Below are 20,916 nucleotides of genomic sequence, written 5' to 3' on the forward strand. Positions count from 1 at the left end.
TCTAAAATCGCTAAACGGCGGCGGAATAAATAAAGTTTTCCTCGGGGCAAAAAATGGAGGTTCAATCGGCGATGAACCTTCCGGTCAATCCCCTTCCCCTTGGATCTACGTCGTCGCGCATGATTAACACGACCCTGCTCGGCTCGTACTCGTCCTCGATGTGGTAGCCGGGCAAATGCTTCACGAGCTCCTCGGCGAAAGCTTTGATTTCCTCGTGCCTCGGCATGTTGTTGATTGTGAGCCTGTTCCGCGAGAAGCCGACGAACATGTAGGCTTTGGCCTCGACGAACATCGGGTTGGCTATCTTAATCAGCTTGGCGTACTTTTCAGGACTGTGCATGTTCTCGCCCTTCACGAGGGTGAGCCTTATTACCGTCCTTGTTTCCGCGTCGCGCATGAGCTTGAGAGTCTCCTTTATCTTCTCCCAGCCGTCGGGAATCATCGGGACGTTGACGCGGTTGTAGGTCTCGATGTCAGGAGCGGTCAGCGAGACGTAAAACTGCGTTGGAAGTTTGTCCTCCCTAATCATCTCCTCCAGCCTCTCCGGAACGGTTCCGTTGGTGACTATGAAGGTCGTGAAGCCCCTCTTGTGGAACTCCTCAACAAGGTCGCCCATGTACGGATAGAGCATCGGCTCACCCGATAAGCTAATCGCCGCGTGCTTCGGGTTCCACGCTTCCTCGAACTTCTCCTTCGGAACTTTCGGGTTGCCCTTGTAGCCAACGAGAAGCTTCCTCTGGGCCTTTATGCTCTCCTCGACGATGAAAGCCGGGTCGTCCCAGGGCTGGGGCAGTTCAGTTCCGAGGAAGCCCTCCATCGGGCGCCAGCAGAAGATGCAGTTGTGGGTGCACCAGGCCAAGACCGGCGTCATCTGAAGGCATCTGTGGCTCGCTATGCCGTAGAACTTCTGCTTGTAGCAGAAGCGGCCCTTGGTAAGGCTCTCCTTGAGCCAGTGGCAGAGCTTAACGCCGCTGTGCCTGCCGACGAGCTCGTAGTGCTGTTTCCTAAAGAGGAGCGCGATTTCCTCGGGCATGTTCGGGTTTGCCTTAACCACTATCGCCATTAGTCTCACCTAATTCTCTTCTCTGGCCTAAGTGCGCGGAGCGTTTTAAAAATCTGATTGGTCAGTATTGTTCAGGGTGTTACCAATGGTCGTGAGCGAGCTCATCAGCGCCGCCCTTAAGGCTGCCGATCCCTATTTGGCCGTGATTGAGGCCCTCAGGTTTCGGAAAGGGACTCTCTCCATTGGCGGCGAGAGTTTTCCGGTGTGCGGAAGGGTCCACGTTCTCGCGGTTGGTAAGGCCTCCTGCAGGATGGCGAAAGCGGTCTTCGAGACCCTTCCCCGTGAGCTGATCGGAGAAACGCTTGTGGTTACAAAGCACGGCTACGCTATAGACTGCGAGGGAATTGAAGCGAGGATAATCGAAGCAGGTCACCCTATTCCGGATGAGAACTCCCTGTTGGCCGGAAAGCTGGGCCTTGAGCTCGCGGAGAAGGTTGGTAGAGACGATATCCTTCTCACCCTCATCTCGGGAGGTGGAAGCGCTCTCTTCGTTTACCCTGCTGAAGGGGTAAGCCTCGAAGACCTCATCAGGACGAACGAGCTCCTTTTGCGGAGCGGGGCGACGATAAGGGAAATCAACACCGTCAGAAAGCACCTGTCTAAGGTCAAGGGAGGAAGGCTTGCGAAGGCCGTGAAGGGAACCGTGGTAAGCCTAATCGTCTCGGACGTCGTTGGCGATGAAATCAGCTCGATAGCGTCCGGAATAACTTCCCCGGACCCGACAACTTACCGCGACGCCTACGAAGTCCTCGTGAGGCGCGGAATCTGGGACAGAGTCCCGGAGAGCGTGAGAAGAGTCATCGAGCGGGGCATGCGCGGGGAAATCGAGGAGACACCGAAGGAACTCGGCAACGTCCACAACTTCCTAATCGCGGGCAACTCAAAGGCGTGTGAGGCCGTCGCAAGGAAAGCTGAAGAGCTCGGCTTCAACTCGACGGTGATAACAACCACACTGGAAGGCGAAGCTAAGGAAGTCGCTTTGGCGGTCGGCTCGATAATAGAGGAGATAGTGAAGCGGGACAGGCCTCTCAAAAAGCCCGCCGTCCTTGTCTTCGGGGGCGAGTGGACGGTGACCGTTGGGGATGCGAAGGGCCTCGGCGGGCCCAATCAGGAGTTCGCGCTGAGCATCGCCCGGAAAATAGCGGGACTCAACGTTACCGTTGTGGCCTTTGACACCGATGGAACGGACGGGCCGACCGACGCGGCCGGGGGAATAGTGGATGGAGGTACTTTGAAAAGGCTTGAGGAAGCGGGCGTTGACGTTGAGGAGGCCCTCAGAGACCACGACAGCTATCGCGCTCTCGAAAGGGCCGGCGCGCTTCTCAAGACCGGCCCGACCGGGACGAACGTGAACTCGATGGTCATAGCGATTATACCAGATCCTTCCATTCCCTCTGGAGGTACAGGATTGCGAGGGCCAGAATTATCACAGGGCCGTTGAGGATCAGAAGGACTACCAAAAAGTCCCGGGGGTTCCCTGTATCGCGGTAGATTTTTTGGAATTCTGGGATCAGTGATGTAAGGTACAGGCCCGCCCAGATAAGCGATCCAATTTGAACGGCCCGCTTGTTTCTTTTGAATACCGTGATCTTCTCGCCTTTCCTTAATACGAATTTTGTATCTCCCGGAATTGCCCCAAGAACTGTTAGTAGAACGGTAATGCCGAAAAGGTAAGGGTTGATCCACAGAAGGGCTCCGGATAGAACCGCTACAATGGAAAGCCTGATGAGATCAACCCGGATGTTCTTCTGAATGCCAATCCTTCTGTTCAGGGGGTCAATAAAATGGAGCTTTGTCCTCTTTGCAACGGATTCTCGGTTTCCCTTCAGGATCAAGAGTTTCCTGTTTAGTAGTGGAATTTTAAGCGGAACGGTCGAGGCCAGCAGAAAGCTCTCCCCATCGAAATCCACCAGATAAAAGTGTCCCTCGTAGCGCTCCCGGATAAAGTTTGGTGCAAGGTTCCATATCTCCCAGTTGGGTCCTTTAACCCAGTAGACGAAGCTGTTCTCTCCGAGGAACTTTTCGAGCTTTTCTGGACCTCCTTCGAGGACAATCATGCGCTCAAATGTTACTCGCATATGTGTCGATTTGATTATTCCTTTTTATAGTTAACGCCCAGCGAGAAAACCGATAAATACTCCAGCCCCGATTATGGTGGGGTGCAATCAATGGGATTGAGCAAGAGGGAGCTAATAAGAAAGCTCTGGCACGTTTCGCCCGGAATCCTCGGGGCGCCGATAATACTCTTCACGCCGAGATGGGTCACTTTACTCGTCGTCTGGTCGCTGGCTTTCCTCTACACGCTCCAGCACCTCAAGCTCCTCCGGGGATGGAAGTTCACCGTTCCGGTAGCTGACCTCAGCTATCGAACGATGGCGCGGGAAGACGAGCGTGACAACTTCCTCGGAAGCTTCCTCTTTTGGGTGACGATGGGAATCATCTGCACGGTCTTTCCAAAGGTTTCTGCCCTGGGAGCGCTCTGGGTCTCGACCTTCGGCGACTGCTTTAACGCCATAACCGGGCAGGCCCTCGGCGGACCGAGGATTCCTTGGAACCCTCGGAAGACCCTAATCGGAAGCGCAACGATGTTCATTGTTTCAGTTCTGGCCCTCTGGGGTGCACACAGGGTCCTCTCGCTCGACCCGAGCTGGGGCATTATCGCAGGCGTCGCCCTCGTCGCCACTGCCCTTGAGAGCCTTCCCCTCCGCTCGGCCTACGACGAGTTCACGGTTCCCTTCGCGACAGCTCTCCTCCTGTGGCTCGCTTACGGCGGACCCCTGCTGTCGCCGGTGTGGTGATGTTTGTCCTCACGCAGGGACGGAATGCAAGCGTATCGTTCTTGTCAGAGGACAAACTTGCCATCAGACGCTCAAAATAGGAACAAAATTAGTCAATAATAACCAAAGTTTGGTAACGCTGTCTAAGAAAGAAGGAACTCAACGATGGAATGACCTCCTAACTATGTGCATTCAAATTCTCACAAACCCCCAGCCCCTGAAGTGCGTCTCTATGCCCTCTGTTTTTATCCCCAGCGAACGAACCTCGTCGCGGAGCTCCGAGATGAAGGCCCTGAAGAGCTCCTCTCTGGTTAGGACGCTGTAGCTCTCGGGAAACTCGGAGCGGAGCGTTTCCCGAAATTCGTTTCCGGCATTTCGGAGGTTTAGCACCTCGAAGAAGTAGTAATCGACAAAACCTTTCGTTTCTTCAACAATCCGTGAAACGTCTGTGACTCCGGGAATTATCGGGCTGACGAAGGCGTACGTTCTTATTCCATCATCGTGAAGCCTCTGGAGGGCGTTAATGCGGGCCTTCATGGTTGGTGTCAGCGGTTCGAGTACGGTCTTTTCATGGTCCTCAAAGGAGTTGAGCGTCAAACCGACCTCAATCGAACGGAAGAGCTTGAAAAGGTCTATGTCCCTCGTCACGAGGGGCGATTTGGTGAGTATTGAGATCTCGTTCCTCTTGTCCATGAAGCGGAGCGTCGAGCGGGTGAGCTTCAGCCCGGCTTCAACCGGCTGGTAGGGGTCGCTGACGGTTGACATCACAACTTTCCCCTTCACGTGCTTCCTCGCAAGTTCGGGCGCGTTAATTTTGGCTATCACCCAGCTCCCCCATTCCCTCTCTCTGAACTCCCGAACGACGCTCTTGGCGTAGCAGTAGGGGCAGGCGAAGGAACAGCCAACGTACTGGTTGACGCTCCATGAAACGCCGGGAATCCGCGAGCGCGTGTAGAGGTATTTGGCCCTTCGCCTTACGACCTCAACCTTCATAAGCACGGGTAGGGACTACACCTTAAAAGGTGGTCCCATGGAAGTCGAGGTTCGCCACAGGCCCGTCCGCTATGCGAGGCTCGAAATCAAGCCCGACGGGAGAATCGTCGTGACGGCGCCGAAGGGCTTTGACGTTAGCGCTTTCCTCAAAAAGCACGAGAGGTGGCTGAGCAACCGGCTGAGGGAGCTCGAGGAAGTCAGGAGGGAATCGGCGAGGGGCTTTCCATTCTTCGGCGAGTTCTATCGGCTCGAGCTGGGGAACGTTCGGAAAGTCACGCGCAGGGACGATAAGCTAATCCTCCCGGCCGAGCGTGAGCGGGCGCGGAAGGTCCTGAAGGAGCTCCTGCGGGGCAGGGTAACGGCGCTCGTCGCTCTATACTCTCCCCAGATGGGCCTTTCCCCCGGCAAAATCTACATCAGGAACCAGAAGACGAAGTGGGCGAGTTGCTCAAGCAGGGGAAACCTGAGCTTCAACCTCCGCCTCGCGGCCCTTCCTGAGAATCTGGTCGAGTACGTCGTAATCCACGAGCTCGCCCACCTGCGCTACCTCGACCACTCCAGGGCTTTCTGGAGGCTCGTGGGGAGATTTTATCCGGACTACAAAATGGCCAGACGAGAGTTGAGGCGCTGGTGGGGGATAATCGAGGTCAACGAGGGGTGGAGATGGCTGGAGGGAAGGGAGTAAGACTGCTTAAGCTCATCGCACTGATGGCGGACGAGATAATCGTTGCCATAGTTCTGCTCGCGGTTCTGCCCGCCCTTGGGATAGAGGTACCCATCTTTATAACTGGCTTCATTCTGGGAGTTCTCATCGTCAAGGACGTTTTGGTTGCCCCCTACGTTCTCGGGGGAGGCCTCGAAAGGAAGCCATCGACGGGAGCCGAGGCGCTCGTTGGGCGGACAGCAGTCGTTGTCGAAGACCTATTACCGGAGGGCCTTGTGAAGCTCGACGGCGAACTCTGGCGCGCGAAATGCCTTCACGGGACGGCGAGGAGGGGCGAGAAAGTGAGGGTTGCGGGTGTTGAGGGGACTAAACTTATTGTCGAGCCCTGAACTGTTGCTGTACTTCGGCATAACCCTGTTCGTCCTCTACGGAAAGCTCAGGTTGCTAACAGAATGACAAATTATGAATCCAAACTTTAACAAAAGGTTAACAGCGACAACGGCAAGGTATATTTATTCCGCAGAAAACGGCGTTTGTACTGCGAGGGAAGGCTCATGGTTCACCTTTACATCATCCTCGACGAAGCGGGCGACATGGGCTTCGCAAAAGGCAGTAGCAGGTACTTCGTTATGGGTGCCATCGTAGCTAAAGTGGAAGACGTTAAGAAAATCCGCAGGATTCCCAAAAAGGCCAGAAAGAAACTCGGCAAGAAGAAAAAGGACATACCTGAACTCAAGGCCTCAAAGAGCAATGACAAAATAAGGAAATTCGTTCTTGATGAGCTTTACAAGTGCCAGAGCGCTCACGTCTCGGCGGTTTACATAAACAAGGCGAACACTTACGGCTACATCAGGGAAAACAGTTTCCAGAAGGCAGTTCACTACAACTATCTTGCGAGGGTTCTGATAGTCGAGTCGCTAAAGAGCTACCTCGAGAGCATCGGTTACACCTCTGACAAGGCCCTAACCGTTGAGATATTCCTTGACAGGTACCACACAACAAAATTCCGGAAGAAGAATCTGGAGGAGTATATCAGAAAGATGATAAGGGACGCATTCCCCTACGAAGTTAACGTGCTCGTGCATCAGAAGGACTCCCAGGGAGAACCGCTGATTCAGGTTGCGGACTTCGTTGTCAACGCGTTTTACAGAAAGCTCAACGGAAAGGGAAACCTCCTCACAAAGTTCGAGAGTTCAGGAAGAGTCCTAAAGTTCAAGCAAATCTACTGAAACCAAACGAGAAGCAGGAATCGGACCCCGGGCCGCCGTTTGCGCGTACCTCAGGGTACGCGGCGGACACCGGGACTTACCCTCATCTCCATACGTACTTTACGTGCACTTTCTTTTAAAATTTTGGGTGCAGGTTTGTGTAGCTACGCTCCTCGTTGAACGCCCAGCGAGCGGAGAATCTCGGTGATTTCCTCAGGCCGATTGGTCGAGAAAGAGACGTCCCAGCCCTTCCGCCTCTTGAGGTAGACGCAGGCTCTCGCAGGCAGGGTGAAATGAATCTTCGCCGGACAGCCCGTCCAGCCTTCCCTGACCGCGAACCACTCGATTTCGTCAATCCTGATGGTTTTTCTGATGAAGAGGCCGAGGAAACCGCTGAGAAAGATTACCTCCTCGTAAACCCTCACACGGAAGGCCATCGCCTCAAGGATTACCGCTATCGTGAGGGTCGTTGCAACGGTCATTATGAGGACGCCCTGGCCGGTGGCGAAGCTCTCGTAGAGGCCAATGGGCATGATGACCAACGGCGGGAGGAGCAGGAGGATTATCCACTTGGAATAGAGCGTTTCCTCGTAGAGCATGGCTCATCGGTAGAAGTTCCCGCCAACGCTTTAAACCCCTTCTCAAACCTATGGTGGTGATACGATGGTTAGGGTAATGCCCGTTGACAGGCTGACCGACGATGACGTGAGGGAGATTCTGGCGAAGTACCGGAAGATAGCCCTCGTTGGAGCTTCTCCGAAGCCCGAGCGCGACGCGAACGAGGTCATGCGCTACCTCATCGAGAAGGGCTACGAGGTCTATCCCGTCAACCCCCGCTACTCCGAGGTTCTCGGGCGGAAGTGCTACCCGAGCGTCCTCGACATTTCCGACGAGGTCGAGATAGTTGACCTCTTTGTAAGGCCGGAGTTCGCGAAGGACTACGTCGAGCAGGCGATAAAGAAGGGCGCGAAAGTTGTCTGGTTCCAGTTCGGGACCTACGATAGAGAGGCCTTCAGAAGGGCAAAGGAGGCGGGCCTTATCGCTGTCGCCCACCGCTGTATCAAGCAGGAGCACGCGAGGCTCATCGGTTAGCTCCTCTTCCTTATCACGTAAATGTCCCTGACGAGCCTGTGCCTCTCCTCGTAGTCGAGGTATCTCCCCAGAACCTCGAAGCCCAGCTTCCCGAGCCACCTCCTCTCCTTCCGGTAGATGCTCCCGTCCCTCAGCCTGTAGGCGGGGAAGACGAAGACTATCCTTCCGTTCCTCTTGAGCACATCGCTAAAGCTCTCGAAGACCGAAAAGTACAGCCTGTCCAGCTCGTTGGCCAGCTTTATTGCCTCACCCCTGCCAGGGTTCCTCTTCAGGGGCTTCCCGAGGTAGGGCTCGGTAACTATCGCGTCAAAGCGCTCGCGGAAACAGCGCTTCAGCTTCCTCGCGTCGCAGACCTCTATCCTCGCCGAGTTCCTGAGCCTGAACTCTTTTCTGAGCCACTCGATGTTCCGCCTCGCTTCCCTGACCCTCTCGGGGTCGCGGTCGCTCCCGTAAGCGGGCAACCCCTGCAGGACGAACTCCTGAAGGACCGTTCCGATACCGCAGAAGGGGTCGAGGAAGAGGCCCTTCCTTATCTCCGTGAGGTTCACCATTATTCGAGCGAGCCTCGGCGGAATCGAGAGGATTGGCCTCTGAACTGGCCTTTCCACGTCGAGCTTCTTCAGCTCGAAGGGGTTGGTAACCTTGACCGTCTCGCCCACGAGGAAGCTCCCGTCGTCCCTGAACAGGAAGACGATGTCCTTGACCTCGGGAAAACCCTTCAGAATCAGCTCTGCCGGCATGGAGTAGACCTTTGCCGGCTTGAAGAACTTGGCCGGGCCTGCCCTCTTGAACTCCCTCTTTACGGCGCTCCCCAGCTTCCGCCAGAGCCTCCAGTCGTCCCTTCCGTAGAGGCTGACCGTGAAGAGCTTAGCGTATTCGAGGTTCTTTATCGCTTCCTCTCCCTCGCCGACGATTCTCACGAGCTTGAGCGACCCGCCGAGCCAGCGGAAGTGCCTCTCTATCGAGGGCTTCGCCTCGACGAGCAACCAGTTAGGGTGTTCCTCAAATGGTTTAACCTTTAGACCGAATCTCCTGCCGAAACTGTAAAATTCCGCCCTGCTCAGCTCTGGATTCTTGCCAAGAATTACCCCGTACATGAAAAAGCCTTTACTCGGGCTTTTAAAAGCCTTTGGGCCGATAACGTTAAGAACCTTAACTCCGTAGGGATTTTACGGGGGTGTTTTGGTTGCTCATCCGTGAAATAATCGAGACCGTTGAAGTCATCCGCGATCCCTATCTCCGGGCAACCACCTACGCTAAAATCGGAGAGCGCCTCGCCCGGGTTAGGGACGCGAAATTCAAGCTCGTATTTCTCAAGGCAATCGAGACTACGAGAGAAATAGACGATCCCGTCAAGACCTTCAGGGCGCTTCTCTCGATAGGCTACTCCATGAAGAAGGCCGGCCTCCGTTCGGCGAAGAAAATCTACCAGCGGGTTCTTGAGGACTCCCGCGAGCTTCCCGATCCGGTTAGGGACGAGCTCATGGTTCTGGCTGCGAGGTACATGCTCGGCCTTGGCGAGATAAACGAGGCGATAATCTACGCGATGGAGGTCAAGAACCCCTCGCTCAGGGACACGGTTCTCCTCCAGATAATAAGGAGAAACACCTCCCTCATAGGCACCGAGAAGGTCAGGGTTGCCTACAGGATACGGAAGAGCAAGATGGCCCTCGAGAACATCTCCACTGAGCCACACCGCTCAAAGGCCCTCATCGAGATAATGAAGTCCTACTTCCTCATGGGCAGCTACGAGAACGGTATAGCCACCATCAGGGAGATCGAGCAGAGGGAGTGGGCCAAGTACGCCTTTAAGGAGGCCCTCTTCTTCCTCAAGGAGAGGGGTGTGATAGAGAAGTACGTTCCGAACCTCAAGGAGCTCGCCAAGTACCTCGTCGAGAAGTTCGGGGACGAGTTCAAGATAGAGCTGGGCGTTGCCTTCGCGCTGGCGGAGGAGCCGGTCGAGGCCGCCGACCTGCTGAGGAAGCTTGATGGGGACAAGGCCCTCGTTGAGGTTGCGATAAGGCTCCTTGAGGTCGCTCCGAGGTATCTTCCAGCGTTCATCCGCGTTCTGAACGAGCGCGAGGCAACCGAGGTTGGAAGGGCAGTTATGAACCGCTTCCTTGAGAACCCCGATGAAGGTGACTGGGAAACGATCAGGGCGATATGGGAGCGCTCCCGGAGCGAGGAGGTCAGGGTTAAGATAGCGCGCTACTCACTTGTTAAGGGGGACATAGACGGGGCAATGAAGGTCGTTGAGCACATAGAGAACGAGAGGCTTCGCTCCATAGTCTTGGCGGATATAGCCCACAGGCTCCTCAAGATGGGGGACGTTTCAAGGGCCATCGACGTTGCCCTCGAGGTCAGGGATCCGAAGTTCTCCTCCATCCTGATAGCCGAGATTCTGATCGGTGCCCTCGACAGGGAGATAGAGGCCAAGGTGGTAGTCAATGGAAAGGCTAAGAATCACTCTTAGGCGGAAAAAGAGCGATCCCGTTGATTACGTCAGGGACCTCGCGGCAGCTCTGCTCGAGGGGAGGGTCATCGGCGAGGACGTTCTCTTCAGGGACGCCGTAAACGAGATCTACACGACCCTTAGGGAGGTTCTCTTCAAGGGGAAGGGCGGAAGCGAGAACCTCATCAGGGCCTACGAGCTCGCCGTCATACTCCGCTACCTCGTGCAGGACGGTGTTAAGACTTCGAGGGAGATACTCGAGGAACTGGTTCAAACCCTCGAATGAGTTTTAAGCTCTTTTTCCAAACTTCCCCCGGTGGTTCCATGCTGCTGAGTTTCGAGGTGCCGACGAGCGAGAGGTTTCAGATCGTAGACATCACCGACGAGGTTCAGCGGCTCGTGTGGAGGGGAAAGCTGAGGCACGGCATAGCGGTCGTGTTCACCAAGCACACGACGACGGGCCTGATGATAAACGAATCCGAGGAGGGTCTTCTCGAGGACATAAAGGCCAAGATGAAGGAGCTCGTCCCCAAGGGGGCAGGTTACAGGCACGACAGAATAGACAGCAACGCCCATTCCCACCTCAGGGCGAGTCTGTTCCTCAACACCGAGCTTGTCGTCCCGGTTGATGAGGGCGAGCTGGTTCTCGGCACCTGGCAGAGGATACTCTTCGTTGAACTCGACGGACCGAGGCACAGGAAGGTTATGGTGATGCTCTGCCCCTGTCCAGAGTATCCGGAGGAGGAGTGAAAATGAGGGCGTTTATTTCGGTCGATCTTGAGGGTCTCCCGCATATCGTCAGCAGGGAGCACCTCTTCGTCAAGGGGGCACTCTACGGTGAGGCCCGCAGAATAGCGACGGAAATCGTCAGAACCGCCGCCGAAGCCCTCTACGAAAACGGTTTTGACGAGGTCGTTGTGGCCGACAGTCACGGCCCGATGGTGAACGTCATCCCGGAGGAGATGCCCGATTACGTGGAGCTCGTGAGGGGCTTTCCAAGGCCCCTGAGCATGGTGGCCTTCGCGAAGGGAAGTGACGCGGCGGTTTTTCTTGGCTATCACGCTAAGGCGGGAACCGGCTACGCGACCTTCGACCACACCTACAGCAGCTCGACCATAGATCGGCTCGAGATAAACGGAGTTGAGGTCAGCGAGTTCCTCCTCAACGCCTACCTCCTGGGAAGCTGGGACGTCCCGGTGATCCTCGTCGGAGGGGACGCGAGGCTCATGGGGGACGTCGGGAGGTTCACCCCCTGGGCGGTCGGGATAACCTTCAAGGAGAGCCTCTCCCGCTACGCCGCCAAGAGCCCGAGCCTTGGAAGGGTGAAGGCCCTCCTCAGGGCCGGCGTCACCGAGGCGGTAATCAAACTTGAGGAAGGTGAGGCGAAGCCCCTAAAGGCCAAAGAACCCGTTGAGGTTAAGCTTCGCTTCCTGAGCAGTGCCCTCGCCGATGCTGCCGAACTGTTGCCCCTCGTTGAGCGCCTCGATGGAAAGACCGTCAGGTTCGAGGCGGGGACGATCGAAGAGGCCTACAAGCTGGTCGAACTGCTCATCCTTGCCGGGGCGGGCGTCAACGCCATAGTGCGTTAGCGAAAAGCTTATGCGGTGAAGTGGGTAATTCGAACCGATGAGGATAGTTAAGGTTCCGCGCGACGATCGGGTTGGTGTCATTCCCTACGGCTCCGTTCCGGAGGTCGAGCTGATCATCGACGTTCTTCCGAGGAAGGGTGAGCTGCTGATCCGAACAACGAACCCAAACACCGTGAAGGTCGAGATAACCAACGAGGTCGAGCTGTATTACTTCGGGGGCTTCTGGCAGAGGCTCGATCCCGGGATAGTTTTCATCGAGCGCAGAATAGTCCTCCTTCCCGGCGAGACCTACGAGCAGAGGCTTCCCGTCGATTTAAGCCCCGGCCGCTACAAGGTCGTCAAGTTCGCCTACGTGAACGGGGCCAAGGTCAGGGTCGAGAAGGAGTTCACCGTGAGGTGAAGGAGAGGGAGTAGAGGTTCCTGAGCGTTTCCTCCATCTCATTAACCCCTCCCTCGGCCACCAGTTTCCCGCCGGCTATCACGTAGACCCTGTCCACTAGGGGCAGGAGGGGCTCCCAGATGTGGCTTATCAGCAGGAAGTTGGTTTTCTTCCTCAGGGTTCTGATTATCTCGACGACCCTGCCCATCGCCTCGAAGTCGAGGTTAGCGAGTGGTTCGTCGATCATAACGAGCTCTGGAGAGCCGATCAGAGCCTGAGCGAGGCTCAGCTTCTTCCTCATTCCCGAGGAGTACTCCCTGATTCTTCTGTCGAGGAAGTCGATCCCGAGCAGTTCTGCCACCCCGTCGGGATCGCCGCCCCGATACTCCGCGAAGAGCTCCAGCCACTCCCTGCCGGTAACGAGCGGTGGAAAGCCTGCTGGATCGAAGGAAATGCCGACCTTTCTCTTGAATTCCGCGTCCTTCCAGGGATCCTTCCCGAGAACCAGTATTCTGCCGGAGGTCGGTCGGTAGATCCCGGCCGCTATCTTGAAGAAAGTGCTCTTTCCGCCGCCGTTCGGGCCGACGATGAGGTTAACTCCCTCCGGGATCTCAACGGTGATTCCATCGAGGGCCCGTATGCTCCCGAAGTACTTCTTCAGCTCAACCGCCTCGATCAACGGGACCACCTCCTTATTGCGACCGCGAGCAGGACCGAGGCAGTTATTCCGATAAGGGAGTAGCGCTCTTGGGTTCTTTCAGGCGCGTGGAAGTCGGTCACCACGAGACTGCACGTGGCAGAGCCGTTGCCCTCAATGCCGAGGGTGTAGGTGCCCTCATAGGGGACCGGGAAGCTGGCCTTCAGACTGCCGTGAACCGGGGCCTCGAAAACGACCCTTCCAGTGAAGGCGTTTTTGATGTAGATCCTGCCTTCCCCGTTTCCGCAGGTGAGGTTCACCCTCGACCACGCGGGGATGTGGAGGGAGAGCGTGCTCTTCATGGTGTAGTTCCCGCCCTCGGCTCTGCTGATCCGAACAGGAGGGACCGTTATCACATCGCCCGACTTGAGGGGGTAAACGAGGGCAACCGCGAGGGCCGAGAGGATGAGCGTGAGGAGCAACCCTGCCAGAAACCGTTTCAAGTTACATCCCTCCTTTCGACCAGTGCCAGTGAGAGCGTTACAAAAACAGCGGGGATGACGATCCCCTGGAGGAGGTAACCGGGGCTGAAGACCTCGTGGAGGTGCATGGGAATGGCGCTGACGAAACTGAAGGGTGGAACGTTGAGACCGAGGAAGCTGGGGAGGATGAGGAGTACGAACGAGGCCATTATTGCCTGGGAGGAGTTGGGGAGCACGAGCGAAACGAGGACCGAAAGGGAAGCCGAGTAGAGGACGAAGTAGAGGGCAAAGATCAGAAGGTACCTGAAGCTCCCCCAGCCAAAGAGCGCGGGGAAGAGATGAGGTACGCTGGCGAAGGCTGTCGCGAGGAACAGGAACATGGGAAGGTATAGGAGAAGGAGCGAGTGCACGAGGAGAGCTAAGAACTTGGTTCCAAAGATCTTTTTCTTCGAGAGGGGAAGGGTGAAGACCGCCCCCGCGTAGCCGCCCTCTCTGTCGGCCCGGAAGATCATGGCGCTCATGACGATCACGAAGATCGAGAGGAGGACCCAGAAGTGGTCCAGCCCGAAGGTGGAGAGTATGACGCTCCCGGTGGGGCTCTTGGGGAGTGATATGGCCTCGCTTCTCCCACCGAGATACCCGGTGGTTGAGTAGGAAAACGCCCCGCCGTGACTCAGCAGATCTGAGATTAAAACCATGAGGAGGACCGGAACCCCGGCGACGAGCATTGAAACCCTCAGGTGCTCGGAGAGCTCCCACTTGAACAGTCCCTTCAAGCTCTCACCTCCTCGTATAGGCCACGAGCGGAAGGATCATGGAGGCGAGGAAGATGTAAACCAGGGGCGTCCTCGGAGGTTTGCCGGGGATATAGAGGCTGCCGATGTTGATGTTTGCGTCGTAGAGGCTCAGGCCCTGCGGTCTAATCGTCTTCAAAGTCCCCCTAGCGAGCTCGTTCCTGTGGAGATGGGCGTAGCGCTCCGCCTCGGCGTCGTTCGGGGATATTGAGACTATCCCGATGGCCCTGAGATCCGGGGAGGAGCCCATTATGACCTCCGTGATGTCGAGGGCCGGGTTGTAGTAGTAGATGTCCGCGAAGCTTGTCTTGTAAAAGGGCAGGGTGATGTGGGACCAGTTGGTTATGAGGTCGCCGTTGGGGCGCTGGAACGTCTTCCAGTAGGTTATAACGTCGTAGTCGGTGTTGTCGTTTCTAACGACAGTCACGGCGCTTCCGTTGAGGATAGCGAAAACGTCCCCGGGTTTGAGCTCCCGCAGGCCCCAGAGGACGGTGTGGCCGAGGTATGTTCCCGAATGGCTGTAAACCTTCCCGTCGGGCGTCACGGTGTAGGTTCCCCTCAGAGTTAGTGCATGGTCCACTATCACCGTCGTCATGTTTGTCGAGACGTTTTTCCCGTCTTTTTCAAGTGGAACCTGCCCGATTAGGGTCTCCCCGGATCCCCAGAAGTTGCAGTGCGCTTTTCCCGTTAGAAACGTAATGTGAAGACCCGGACTCCTGGTCGTTGAGTTTCTGGAGGGTCTGAGAAGAACGGTAATCCCTACTTCAACTCCCTTCTTGGAGACGTTCAAAACCGAGAAGTTCACGGTGATGCCCGAGATCCCAACTATCAGGAATTCCGTCCCGTTGCAGGAGTAGAGGAGCAAAGTCCCGCCGGCTGGATCCTCGGCGTGATAAACCAGGTAAGTTCCCGGTCTCAGCCATGAGGGATAGGCGAGAACCCCGGGAAGGAAGAGGAGGGGGAGGAGCAGGAGAAGGCGTTTCATAGGCTTCCCCGGACAACTTTGGAGAAAGTCCTTAAGTACTTTTCCCCGGTTGAAGTATTTAACCCTTCGCGGGGGTTCCCCAAAATCTTCTCAGGTAAAGCCGCATCCTCGCCAGATCGACGGGTTTCATCGTTTCTACCATCCAGTCGGGGAAGTCCTTTCTAACGTTCCTCCACAGAACCCTGTAGTCGAGGATTATTATCGAGCCCTTCTCCTCCGCCGAGCGGTGAACCCTTCCGGCGGCCTGGACGAGCTTCCTGTGGGCCGGCAAGTAGTAGCCGTAGTATCGGCCCTTTCCCGGGAACTTCCGCTCGAAGTACCTTATCTGGGCCTGGACGCGCGGAGTTGGCCTCGCGTAGGGAATCCCGACCAGTATGACCCCGTTCATCTCGTCGCCTGAGTAATCCTGTCCCTCGCTGTTCCTCCCGCCCATGACGCCGAGCAAAACCGCTCCTCCGCTCCTCGCGTGGGCCTTGAACTGGGCAACGAGGAGGTCGTTCTCCCTTGAGCTCGCCCCCTGCTTCTCGATAAAGACCGCCTTTCCCGTCTCCTCAAGTCTGACCTGAAGGTTCGCCGAGAGCAGGCCCTGGAGAACCTCATAGGAGGCGGTGAAGACGCCGACGTTCTTGGGGATCAGCCGAACGGCCTCGACGATATAATCGCCCATCTTTCTGTAGAGCTCCATCGAGCGCTCCTCGCCGCGCGTCGAGACGTCCTTGGCCACCAGAACCTGCGCGTTTTCGCGCTTCACCATTCTTGGAAACTTCTTCAGCCTGGCTTTTTCGATGCCCATGACGTCGCGGAATGCTTCCAGAGGTGTCAGCGTGCCGGACATGAATATCGCGCTCTGAACGTCCCGGATGAAGCTCAATGCCCTTGAGGGATCCAGAGCAACGAGCTCAAGGCTTAAGCCCTTCTCCCTGCTGAGAAGGAAGAGGTAATCGTCCCTGCCGATGAGGGAGAGCCACAGCAGGAGGAACTCCCCGACCCTTCCTATGTAGCTCCTCGGCGGCTTGTTCTTGTTTATCCTGTCTTCCCTTATCGCATCCCCAACGGCCACCATCTCGTTCAGGGTTTTGACGAGCCACCTCGTATCGAGGCCGAGGACGTTCATGAGGTGGCCGAATATTAGCTCGGGCGCTATCGGTGTTTCCTCAACATCCCTGTTGCCGAGCTTCTCCGAGTAGAGGATCTCAAGGCCCTTCCCGAATATGCTGAGGAAGTTGGCTATCTCGTGCTCCCTGTACTCGTCGGCCTCTTTGATCGCCCTGTTCACCGTGTGGATGCTCATCCTGTCGCTTAAGGCCGAGATCGCCTGGTCGGGCAGGTTGTGGGCCTCGTCAAAGATCACTATCAGGTCGGAGTAATCGAGGTCGAGGTATGTCAGGAAGTTCTCCCTTATTGTGGGGTTGAGGGCGTAGAGGTAGCTCGCGACGATTACATCGGCTTTGTAGGCTACCAGCCTGGTAACGTCGTAGGGGCATATCTCAAGCGTTTCCGAGTAGTTGAGCACCTCGACCGGACTGGCCGGGGTTTCGAGGAAGAAGTTAACCAGTTCATCGAGCTCGGCCTTTTTCTTCTTCTCGTTCTCGTAGAAGGGGCACTTCCCGCTCTTACGCAGGTTCTTGCAGACCACCATGGCGGTGTAGGCGTCGGTGGTGTACTCCCTCAGGTAGCTGTGAAGGCACAGCTCCTTCCTGCTCCTCATCTCGACGCCCGAAACCTTCGCCTTCCCGTTTATCGCCTTGAGCTCCTCTATAACCCTGTCCATCTGCCTGTGCGTCCTTGCCAGGTAGAGGACCTTTAAACCGAGCTCTTTGGCGACCGGGAGGACGCCCGCCAGAACGCTGACGGTCTTTCCAAAGCCCGTCGGCGCCTCGATGATGGCGTTCTCGCCCCTCTCAACTGCGTCCCTAACCAGTTCGATGAACTCCAGCTGATGCGGCCGGGGCCTGTAGGGCAGGTACTCGAGTTCGGTCATGGTTCTCCCGGGGAGTACGTCCGGCGGCTTTTAACCTTTCCCGCTCAGCCCTTCCATATGTAGAACCTTATCTCGCAGGGGAAATAGCTCTCGGGGACGGGAGTCCAGTAGTTGGCCCAGTAGTTGACGGGTTCGAGCGGCCCCTCGTGGGTGATGACCTGATAACCCGCCACGTCGGGGGGCTTGTTCATGCAGATCAGAGCGAGCTGGGCCTTTCTGATCGGTGCCTTGAGCGCCCAGATCTTGTACTCGACCTTGTAGGTTCCGTCGCCGTTGTCAACGAGGTACGCGTCTATCCTCACGTCGCCGTAGTTCGCGGTGGCGTTCTTGAAGATCAGCGGATCGAGGACGAGCTGGTTGTAGTAGGGAACGTCCTTCGCGGTGCCCCTGAGGTAGTGAACGCCGATTCCTATGATTATCAGAACCGCAACCGCAACCAGGAGGTACTCGAGGGCCGACTGTCCCCTCCTCAAGCCGCTCACCAATCGGAGTACGGTGAGGTGCCCTTAAATTTACCGGGGCCAAGTTTTTTAAGTGCCTGCCCCACTCAATACGGCGATCAAAAATGGACGAGGAAAAGGCACTGGAGCTCGTTGAGTACGGGGTTGAGGCACTTCTCCTCGGGGCGTTCACATACCTCTTCGCCTACCAGAACTACCTCCTCTACCGCTGGCACAGGGGCCTTCCCCTTCCGGCTAAATGGCCCTTCATCCTCCTAGGACTGGCGGTGGGCCTCGGGTTCTTCCTGTATAAATCGTGGCGCATCCTGGAGGAGAACGGAGAAAAGCCAGGAAAAGTGGAGCCAGAACCTGAAACCACGGACAGCGGGCAATCCCCTCAGGGGCCGGCGTAGTAGAGGTTCCTCAGCACTTCTTCCATCTCATCGGCCTCGCCGTGGGTTACGAGCCTTCCATCGGCTATCACGTAGACCCTGTCCACCAGGGGCAGGAGGGGCTCCCAGATGTGGCTTATCAGCAGGAAGCTCCGCTCGTCCCTCAGTTCTTTGAGGATCCTGACGACGTCCCTTATCCCGTTGAAGTCAAGGTTTGCGAGTGGTTCATCGATCATAACGAGCTCGGGATCGCCGACCAGAGCTTGGGCGAGGCTCAGCCTCTTGAGCATTCCGGATGAGTAGGAGAGAATCCTCCTGTCGAGGAAGTCGATGCCGAGAAGCTTGGCAACCTCGTCGACGTTCTCCTTTCCCCTTGCCCGGGCGAAAAGGGAAAGCCACTCCCTGCCCGTCACGAGGGGAGGGAACTTGGGAGGATCAAAGGAAACCCCGACGCGTTCTTTAACCGAGCCGTCTCTCCAGGGGTCTTTTCCGAGAACCCTCACGGTTCCGGCGGTGGGGCGGTAGACACCGGCAACTATCTTCAGGAAGGTGCTCTTTCCGCCGCCGTTCGGGCCGACGATGAGGTTAACTCCCTCAGGAATCTCAACGGTGATTCCGTCGAGGGCCCGTATGCTCCCGAAGGTCTTGGTGAGGTTTCTAGCCTCTATCACCACCTCCACCCCCTCAGGAGAAGGGCGGAGAGTAGCAGGCTCGATGCCACGCCAAGGGAGTAGTAAAACCTCTGGGTTCCGAGCGGCGCGTGGACGTTCCGCATAACGAGGGCGCAGGTCGGCGTTCCCGAGCCGTTGAAGGTGATTTCGTAGATGCCCGCGTGGGGGAAGGCGAACTCTGCTGTTAGCTGGCCGTCTATCGGCACTTCTAGGAGGGTTTTGTTCAACGCCTGGTCGGCGATTCTCATCGTTCCCGTCCCGCCGGAGCAGGTCATGTTTGCCGCCATCCACCCGGGGACGTAGAGTTCCAGGGCCTCATAGTGGCCGGACCTCAGGCTTCCTATCGGCGTCGGGAACGTGTTTATCTCCACCCCGGACTTCAGGGGATAGGCCAGCATCGGGGCAATGGACGAGAGCAGGAGGGCGAGGACGGCGGTGAGGATGAACCTCCTCATAGAACATCCCTCCTATCCATGAGGACGAACGCCGCCAGGAGAAGGAGCACCGGAAGGATCATGCCCTCAAAAAAGTTGGCCTTCAGGGGCTCGTAGGGCCTGAAGTAGGTAACCGGCAGTTTCCTTATTGCGTCGGAGAAGCTGAAGGGCGGCGCGTTTATCCCGATGAACTTCGGGACGGCCAAAAGGAAGAAGGAAGCCATGAAATCGAGGAAGGCGTTCCGGAAGAGGAGCGAGACGAGTATCGAGACGGAAGCCGCGTACAGAACGAAGTAGAGCGTCAGCACCATGGCCGAGATAAAGATCCCCCCGCTCATCGCCTCCCTGAGCGCCGGCCAGATGTCGGCGTGGGTTCCGGCGATGGCAATGAGTATTGGGACATATGCAGTCAGGAGGCTCAGCAGGAGGACGACGGCGGTCTTGACGAGGAAGATCCGCCCCTTTGAGAGGGGAAGCGTGTAGAGGGACTGCGCGTAGCCCATATCCCTCTCGTACCTGAAGGTCAGGATTGCAAAGATCGGGATGAGAAGAGCCAGCATCGTCCAGGGGGAGGGATCGCCCAGGGGCGAGAGGATCGCGTGGGTTAGCAGGTTAGGGCCGAGGAACCTGCCCGTCCCGCTTGGCACGGCTGAGACCCTCGTTTCAAGAACTTTAGCCGTGAGGACGAGGGTCAGTCCAGAAACCGAGAGGGCAAAAACGATCAGGCGGACGTGGTCGCCGAGCTCCCACGCGAGCACGTCACGCAGCCTTCCCATTGAGAACACCTCCCTTGAGCAAAGCTACACCGAGAACTATCAGTGAGACGAGGAAGGCAACTCTAAGGCCGCTCCTTGGCGGCCTGGCTGGAAAGACGGCCCTGTTCTCGCGGACGTTCGTGTCGTAGAGGGAAAGCCCCTGCATCCTCATGAGGGGTATCTTCGTGAGCTCGTTCTTGTGCTCCAGGTTGAACCTCCTTGCGGCCCCGTCCGATGGATCGACAAAGATAACCCCAACCGCTATCAGGTCCGGAACAGGCCCCAGAAAGGTCAGCGTGAGGTCGAGCTGGGGGTTGTAGAGGGCGAAGAACACCGCCTTCCATGCCGTCCAGAGTTCGTCGTGGCTGCAAAACTCACTAAAGAACATGCCGTTCGGTCTTTCAAAGCTCCCGTAGTAGGTCAGGACGGTCTTGTTGATTATCCGGTTTGAGGCGACCCTCACCGGCGTGCCGTTGAAGACGAAGAGCGTGTCGTTAACCTTCAGATCCCTGAGTCCCCAGAGGATGGTGTGGCCGATGTACCTTCCGTCAAGCGTGTAGACGCTCCCGTTGCCGAGCTTGATGAAGTATTCACCCTCTATCACGAGGGGCTTTTTCGTTCTCGCCACGGCGCTCAGCAGGGAGACGTTTCCCTCGTGGATCCAACCCTTCCTCAGGCCGGAGTAGTTGAGCCACGAGAAGAGCGGCTCCGGGTCCTCCCCCCTGGTTGCAGTGTACACCATTACGGAATCGTTGACTCCCTTCCCGGGCAGGAAAACGAGCTTGACCCCAACCCGCGCCGTGTTTCCGGTAACCTCTAAAACAGTGAAGTTCACCAAGAGCCCGTCCGCCCCTATGGAGTAGTAGGTTCCGTTTCTGATGTAGTCCGCTATGGGCCCCTGGCTTTCATCATCGAAGGCGTAGTAGGAGAGATAAACCCCCTCCCTGAGCCAGAAGGGTTTTGAGGCGGTAACGGGGGACGATAGCAGAACGGCGAGCAGAGCTACGAATAGAAATCGCTTCGTCGGGCTCACCCCCATATCACGTTTGCTTTGCCAGTACTTAAAATTTTCGACAGGAGATAGTTATGAAGAAGAAAAGCCTGCATAGTTGGGGACAACAACGGCAA

27 protein-coding genes are annotated in these 20,916 nt (G+C 56.7%); 12 read left to right on the top strand and 15 right to left on the bottom strand.

The window, feature by feature from the left end; genetic code table 11:
* Positions 1-61: 61 nt before the first annotated feature.
* Complete coding sequence (twy1, locus tag TAM4_RS00555; protein WP_014121285.1) at positions 62-1,063, bottom strand: 4-demethylwyosine synthase TYW1; 1,002 nt, start codon at positions 1,061-1,063, stop codon at positions 62-64.
* Between the two features lie 85 nt (positions 1,064-1,148).
* Between twy1 and TAM4_RS00560 the strand changes: the two genes are divergently transcribed.
* The gene (locus tag TAM4_RS00560; RefSeq protein WP_014121286.1) at positions 1,149-2,504 is read left to right on the top strand and encodes a glycerate kinase; all 1,356 of its coding nucleotides are present in this window, start codon (positions 1,149-1,151) and stop codon (positions 2,502-2,504) included.
* Here the strand turns inward: TAM4_RS00560 and TAM4_RS00565 are convergent.
* Positions 2,434-3,120 (bottom strand): hypothetical protein, encoded by a 687-nt coding sequence (locus tag TAM4_RS00565; protein WP_148258556.1) that lies wholly within the window; start codon positions 3,118-3,120, stop codon positions 2,434-2,436. The two genes, TAM4_RS00560 and TAM4_RS00565, sit on opposite strands and share 71 nt — an antisense overlap.
* Positions 3,121-3,231: 111 nt before the next feature.
* Between TAM4_RS00565 and TAM4_RS00570 the strand changes: the two genes are divergently transcribed.
* The gene (locus TAM4_RS00570; protein WP_014121287.1) at positions 3,232-3,861 is read left to right on the top strand and encodes a diacylglycerol/polyprenol kinase family protein; all 630 of its coding nucleotides are present in this window, start codon (positions 3,232-3,234) and stop codon (positions 3,859-3,861) included.
* Positions 3,862-4,032: 171 nt separating this feature from the next.
* Here TAM4_RS00570 and TAM4_RS00575 read toward each other — a convergent pair whose 3' ends face one another.
* Positions 4,033-4,833 carry a radical SAM protein gene (locus TAM4_RS00575; RefSeq protein ID WP_193386082.1) on the bottom strand — a complete coding sequence of 267 codons (801 nt, stop codon included), beginning with the start codon at positions 4,831-4,833 and terminating at the stop codon, positions 4,033-4,035.
* 37 nt (positions 4,834-4,870) lie between these two features.
* On the opposite strand from TAM4_RS00575, the gene TAM4_RS00580 reads away from it, so the two are divergent.
* The 3 genes from TAM4_RS00580 (at position 4,871) to TAM4_RS00590 (ending at position 6,726) form a co-directional block, all read left to right on the top strand.
* The gene (locus TAM4_RS00580) at positions 4,871-5,518 is read left to right on the top strand and encodes a M48 family metallopeptidase (RefSeq protein ID WP_014121289.1); all 648 of its coding nucleotides are present in this window, start codon (positions 4,871-4,873) and stop codon (positions 5,516-5,518) included.
* Entirely contained in the window at positions 5,497-5,886 is a 390-nt protein-coding gene (locus TAM4_RS00585; RefSeq protein ID WP_048149560.1) for an NfeD family protein, read from the top strand. Before TAM4_RS00580 ends, TAM4_RS00585 begins: the two co-directional genes overlap by 22 nt.
* A gap of 165 nt (positions 5,887-6,051) precedes the next feature.
* Positions 6,052-6,726 (top strand): DUF3800 domain-containing protein, encoded by a 675-nt coding sequence (locus TAM4_RS00590; protein ID WP_148258558.1) that lies wholly within the window; start codon positions 6,052-6,054, stop codon positions 6,724-6,726.
* Positions 6,727-6,869: 143 nt separating this feature from the next.
* On the opposite strand, the gene TAM4_RS00595 is transcribed toward TAM4_RS00590, so the two are convergent.
* Positions 6,870-7,304, bottom strand: coding sequence for a hypothetical protein (locus tag TAM4_RS00595; protein ID WP_014121292.1), 435 nt, complete (start codon positions 7,302-7,304; stop codon positions 6,870-6,872).
* 64 nt (positions 7,305-7,368) lie between these two features.
* Here TAM4_RS00595 and TAM4_RS00600 point away from each other — a divergent pair, with 64 nt between their 5' ends.
* A complete protein-coding gene (locus TAM4_RS00600; RefSeq protein WP_014121293.1) occupies positions 7,369-7,797 on the top strand; it encodes a CoA-binding protein in 429 nt (142 codons plus the stop codon).
* Here TAM4_RS00600 and TAM4_RS00605 read toward each other — a convergent pair.
* On the bottom strand, positions 7,794-8,894 hold the full coding sequence (locus TAM4_RS00605) for a TRM11 family methyltransferase (RefSeq protein ID WP_014121294.1): 1,101 nt from the start codon (positions 8,892-8,894) through the stop codon (positions 7,794-7,796). The genes TAM4_RS00600 and TAM4_RS00605 overlap by 4 nt on opposite strands.
* A gap of 80 nt (positions 8,895-8,974) precedes the next feature.
* On the opposite strand from TAM4_RS00605, the gene TAM4_RS00610 reads away from it, so the two are divergent.
* From TAM4_RS00610 to TAM4_RS00630, 5 genes are read left to right on the top strand one after another with little or no spacing between them, the layout of a single operon-like run.
* Complete coding sequence (locus TAM4_RS00610; RefSeq protein ID WP_237702103.1) at positions 8,975-10,270, top strand: prenyltransferase; 1,296 nt, start codon at positions 8,975-8,977, stop codon at positions 10,268-10,270.
* On the top strand, positions 10,245-10,535 hold the full coding sequence (locus tag TAM4_RS00615; RefSeq protein ID WP_014121296.1) for a hypothetical protein: 291 nt from the start codon (positions 10,245-10,247) through the stop codon (positions 10,533-10,535). Before TAM4_RS00610 ends, TAM4_RS00615 begins: the two co-directional genes overlap by 26 nt.
* A gap of 38 nt (positions 10,536-10,573) precedes the next feature.
* Positions 10,574-10,999 (top strand): secondary thiamine-phosphate synthase enzyme YjbQ, encoded by a 426-nt coding sequence (locus tag TAM4_RS00620; protein WP_014121297.1) that lies wholly within the window; start codon positions 10,574-10,576, stop codon positions 10,997-10,999.
* A 2-nt stretch (positions 11,000-11,001) separates the two neighbouring features.
* On the top strand, positions 11,002-11,838 hold the full coding sequence (locus TAM4_RS00625; protein WP_014121298.1) for a M55 family metallopeptidase: 837 nt from the start codon (positions 11,002-11,004) through the stop codon (positions 11,836-11,838).
* A gap of 37 nt (positions 11,839-11,875) precedes the next feature.
* Complete coding sequence (locus tag TAM4_RS00630; RefSeq protein WP_014121299.1) at positions 11,876-12,238, top strand: hypothetical protein; 363 nt, start codon at positions 11,876-11,878, stop codon at positions 12,236-12,238.
* On the opposite strand, the gene TAM4_RS00635 is transcribed toward TAM4_RS00630, so the two are convergent.
* Genes TAM4_RS00635 through TAM4_RS00660 form a run of 6 tightly spaced genes read right to left on the bottom strand, consistent with a single transcriptional unit; the run spans position 12,225 to position 17,569 of the window.
* Positions 12,225-12,896, bottom strand: coding sequence for an ABC transporter ATP-binding protein (locus TAM4_RS00635; RefSeq protein WP_014121300.1), 672 nt, complete (start codon positions 12,894-12,896; stop codon positions 12,225-12,227). The two genes, TAM4_RS00630 and TAM4_RS00635, sit on opposite strands and share 14 nt — an antisense overlap.
* Positions 12,893-13,357: a hypothetical protein gene (locus tag TAM4_RS00640; protein WP_014121301.1), complete on the bottom strand. Its 465-nt coding sequence runs from the start codon at positions 13,355-13,357 to the stop codon at positions 12,893-12,895. The genes TAM4_RS00635 and TAM4_RS00640 overlap by 4 nt, the downstream gene beginning before the upstream one ends.
* Entirely contained in the window at positions 13,354-14,112 is a 759-nt protein-coding gene (locus TAM4_RS00645; protein ID WP_014121302.1) for a hypothetical protein, read from the bottom strand. Before TAM4_RS00645 ends, TAM4_RS00640 begins: the two co-directional genes overlap by 4 nt.
* A gap of 4 nt (positions 14,113-14,116) precedes the next feature.
* A complete protein-coding gene (locus tag TAM4_RS00650; protein WP_014121303.1) occupies positions 14,117-15,115 on the bottom strand; it encodes a hypothetical protein in 999 nt (332 codons plus the stop codon).
* Between the two features lie 58 nt (positions 15,116-15,173).
* A complete protein-coding gene (locus TAM4_RS00655; RefSeq protein WP_014121304.1) occupies positions 15,174-17,096 on the bottom strand; it encodes a helicase C-terminal domain-containing protein in 1,923 nt (640 codons plus the stop codon).
* A gap of 44 nt (positions 17,097-17,140) precedes the next feature.
* The gene (locus tag TAM4_RS00660) at positions 17,141-17,569 is read right to left on the bottom strand and encodes a hypothetical protein (RefSeq protein ID WP_014121305.1); all 429 of its coding nucleotides are present in this window, start codon (positions 17,567-17,569) and stop codon (positions 17,141-17,143) included.
* 92 nt (positions 17,570-17,661) lie between these two features.
* On the opposite strand from TAM4_RS00660, the gene TAM4_RS00665 reads away from it, so the two are divergent.
* Positions 17,662-17,949, top strand: coding sequence for a hypothetical protein (locus TAM4_RS00665; RefSeq protein WP_014121306.1), 288 nt, complete (start codon positions 17,662-17,664; stop codon positions 17,947-17,949).
* Here TAM4_RS00665 and TAM4_RS00670 read toward each other — a convergent pair.
* Genes TAM4_RS00670 through TAM4_RS00685 form a run of 4 tightly spaced genes read right to left on the bottom strand, consistent with a single transcriptional unit; the run spans position 17,934 to position 20,821 of the window.
* Positions 17,934-18,599, bottom strand: a complete 666-nt coding sequence (locus tag TAM4_RS00670) for an ABC transporter ATP-binding protein (RefSeq protein WP_014121307.1) — start codon at positions 18,597-18,599, stop codon at positions 17,934-17,936. The genes TAM4_RS00665 and TAM4_RS00670 overlap by 16 nt on opposite strands.
* Entirely contained in the window at positions 18,596-19,054 is a 459-nt protein-coding gene (locus TAM4_RS00675) for a hypothetical protein (RefSeq protein ID WP_014121308.1), read from the bottom strand. Before TAM4_RS00675 ends, TAM4_RS00670 begins: the two co-directional genes overlap by 4 nt.
* The gene (locus TAM4_RS00680; RefSeq protein WP_014121309.1) at positions 19,051-19,809 is read right to left on the bottom strand and encodes an ABC transporter permease; all 759 of its coding nucleotides are present in this window, start codon (positions 19,807-19,809) and stop codon (positions 19,051-19,053) included. Before TAM4_RS00680 ends, TAM4_RS00675 begins: the two co-directional genes overlap by 4 nt.
* Positions 19,793-20,821, bottom strand: a complete 1,029-nt coding sequence (locus tag TAM4_RS00685; RefSeq protein ID WP_014121310.1) for a hypothetical protein — start codon at positions 20,819-20,821, stop codon at positions 19,793-19,795. The genes TAM4_RS00680 and TAM4_RS00685 overlap by 17 nt, the downstream gene beginning before the upstream one ends.
* Positions 20,822-20,916: the final 95 nt, after the last annotated feature.

It is taken from the genome of Thermococcus sp. AM4 (assembly GCF_000151205.2).
Taxonomy (GTDB): domain Archaea; phylum Methanobacteriota_B; class Thermococci; order Thermococcales; family Thermococcaceae; genus Thermococcus.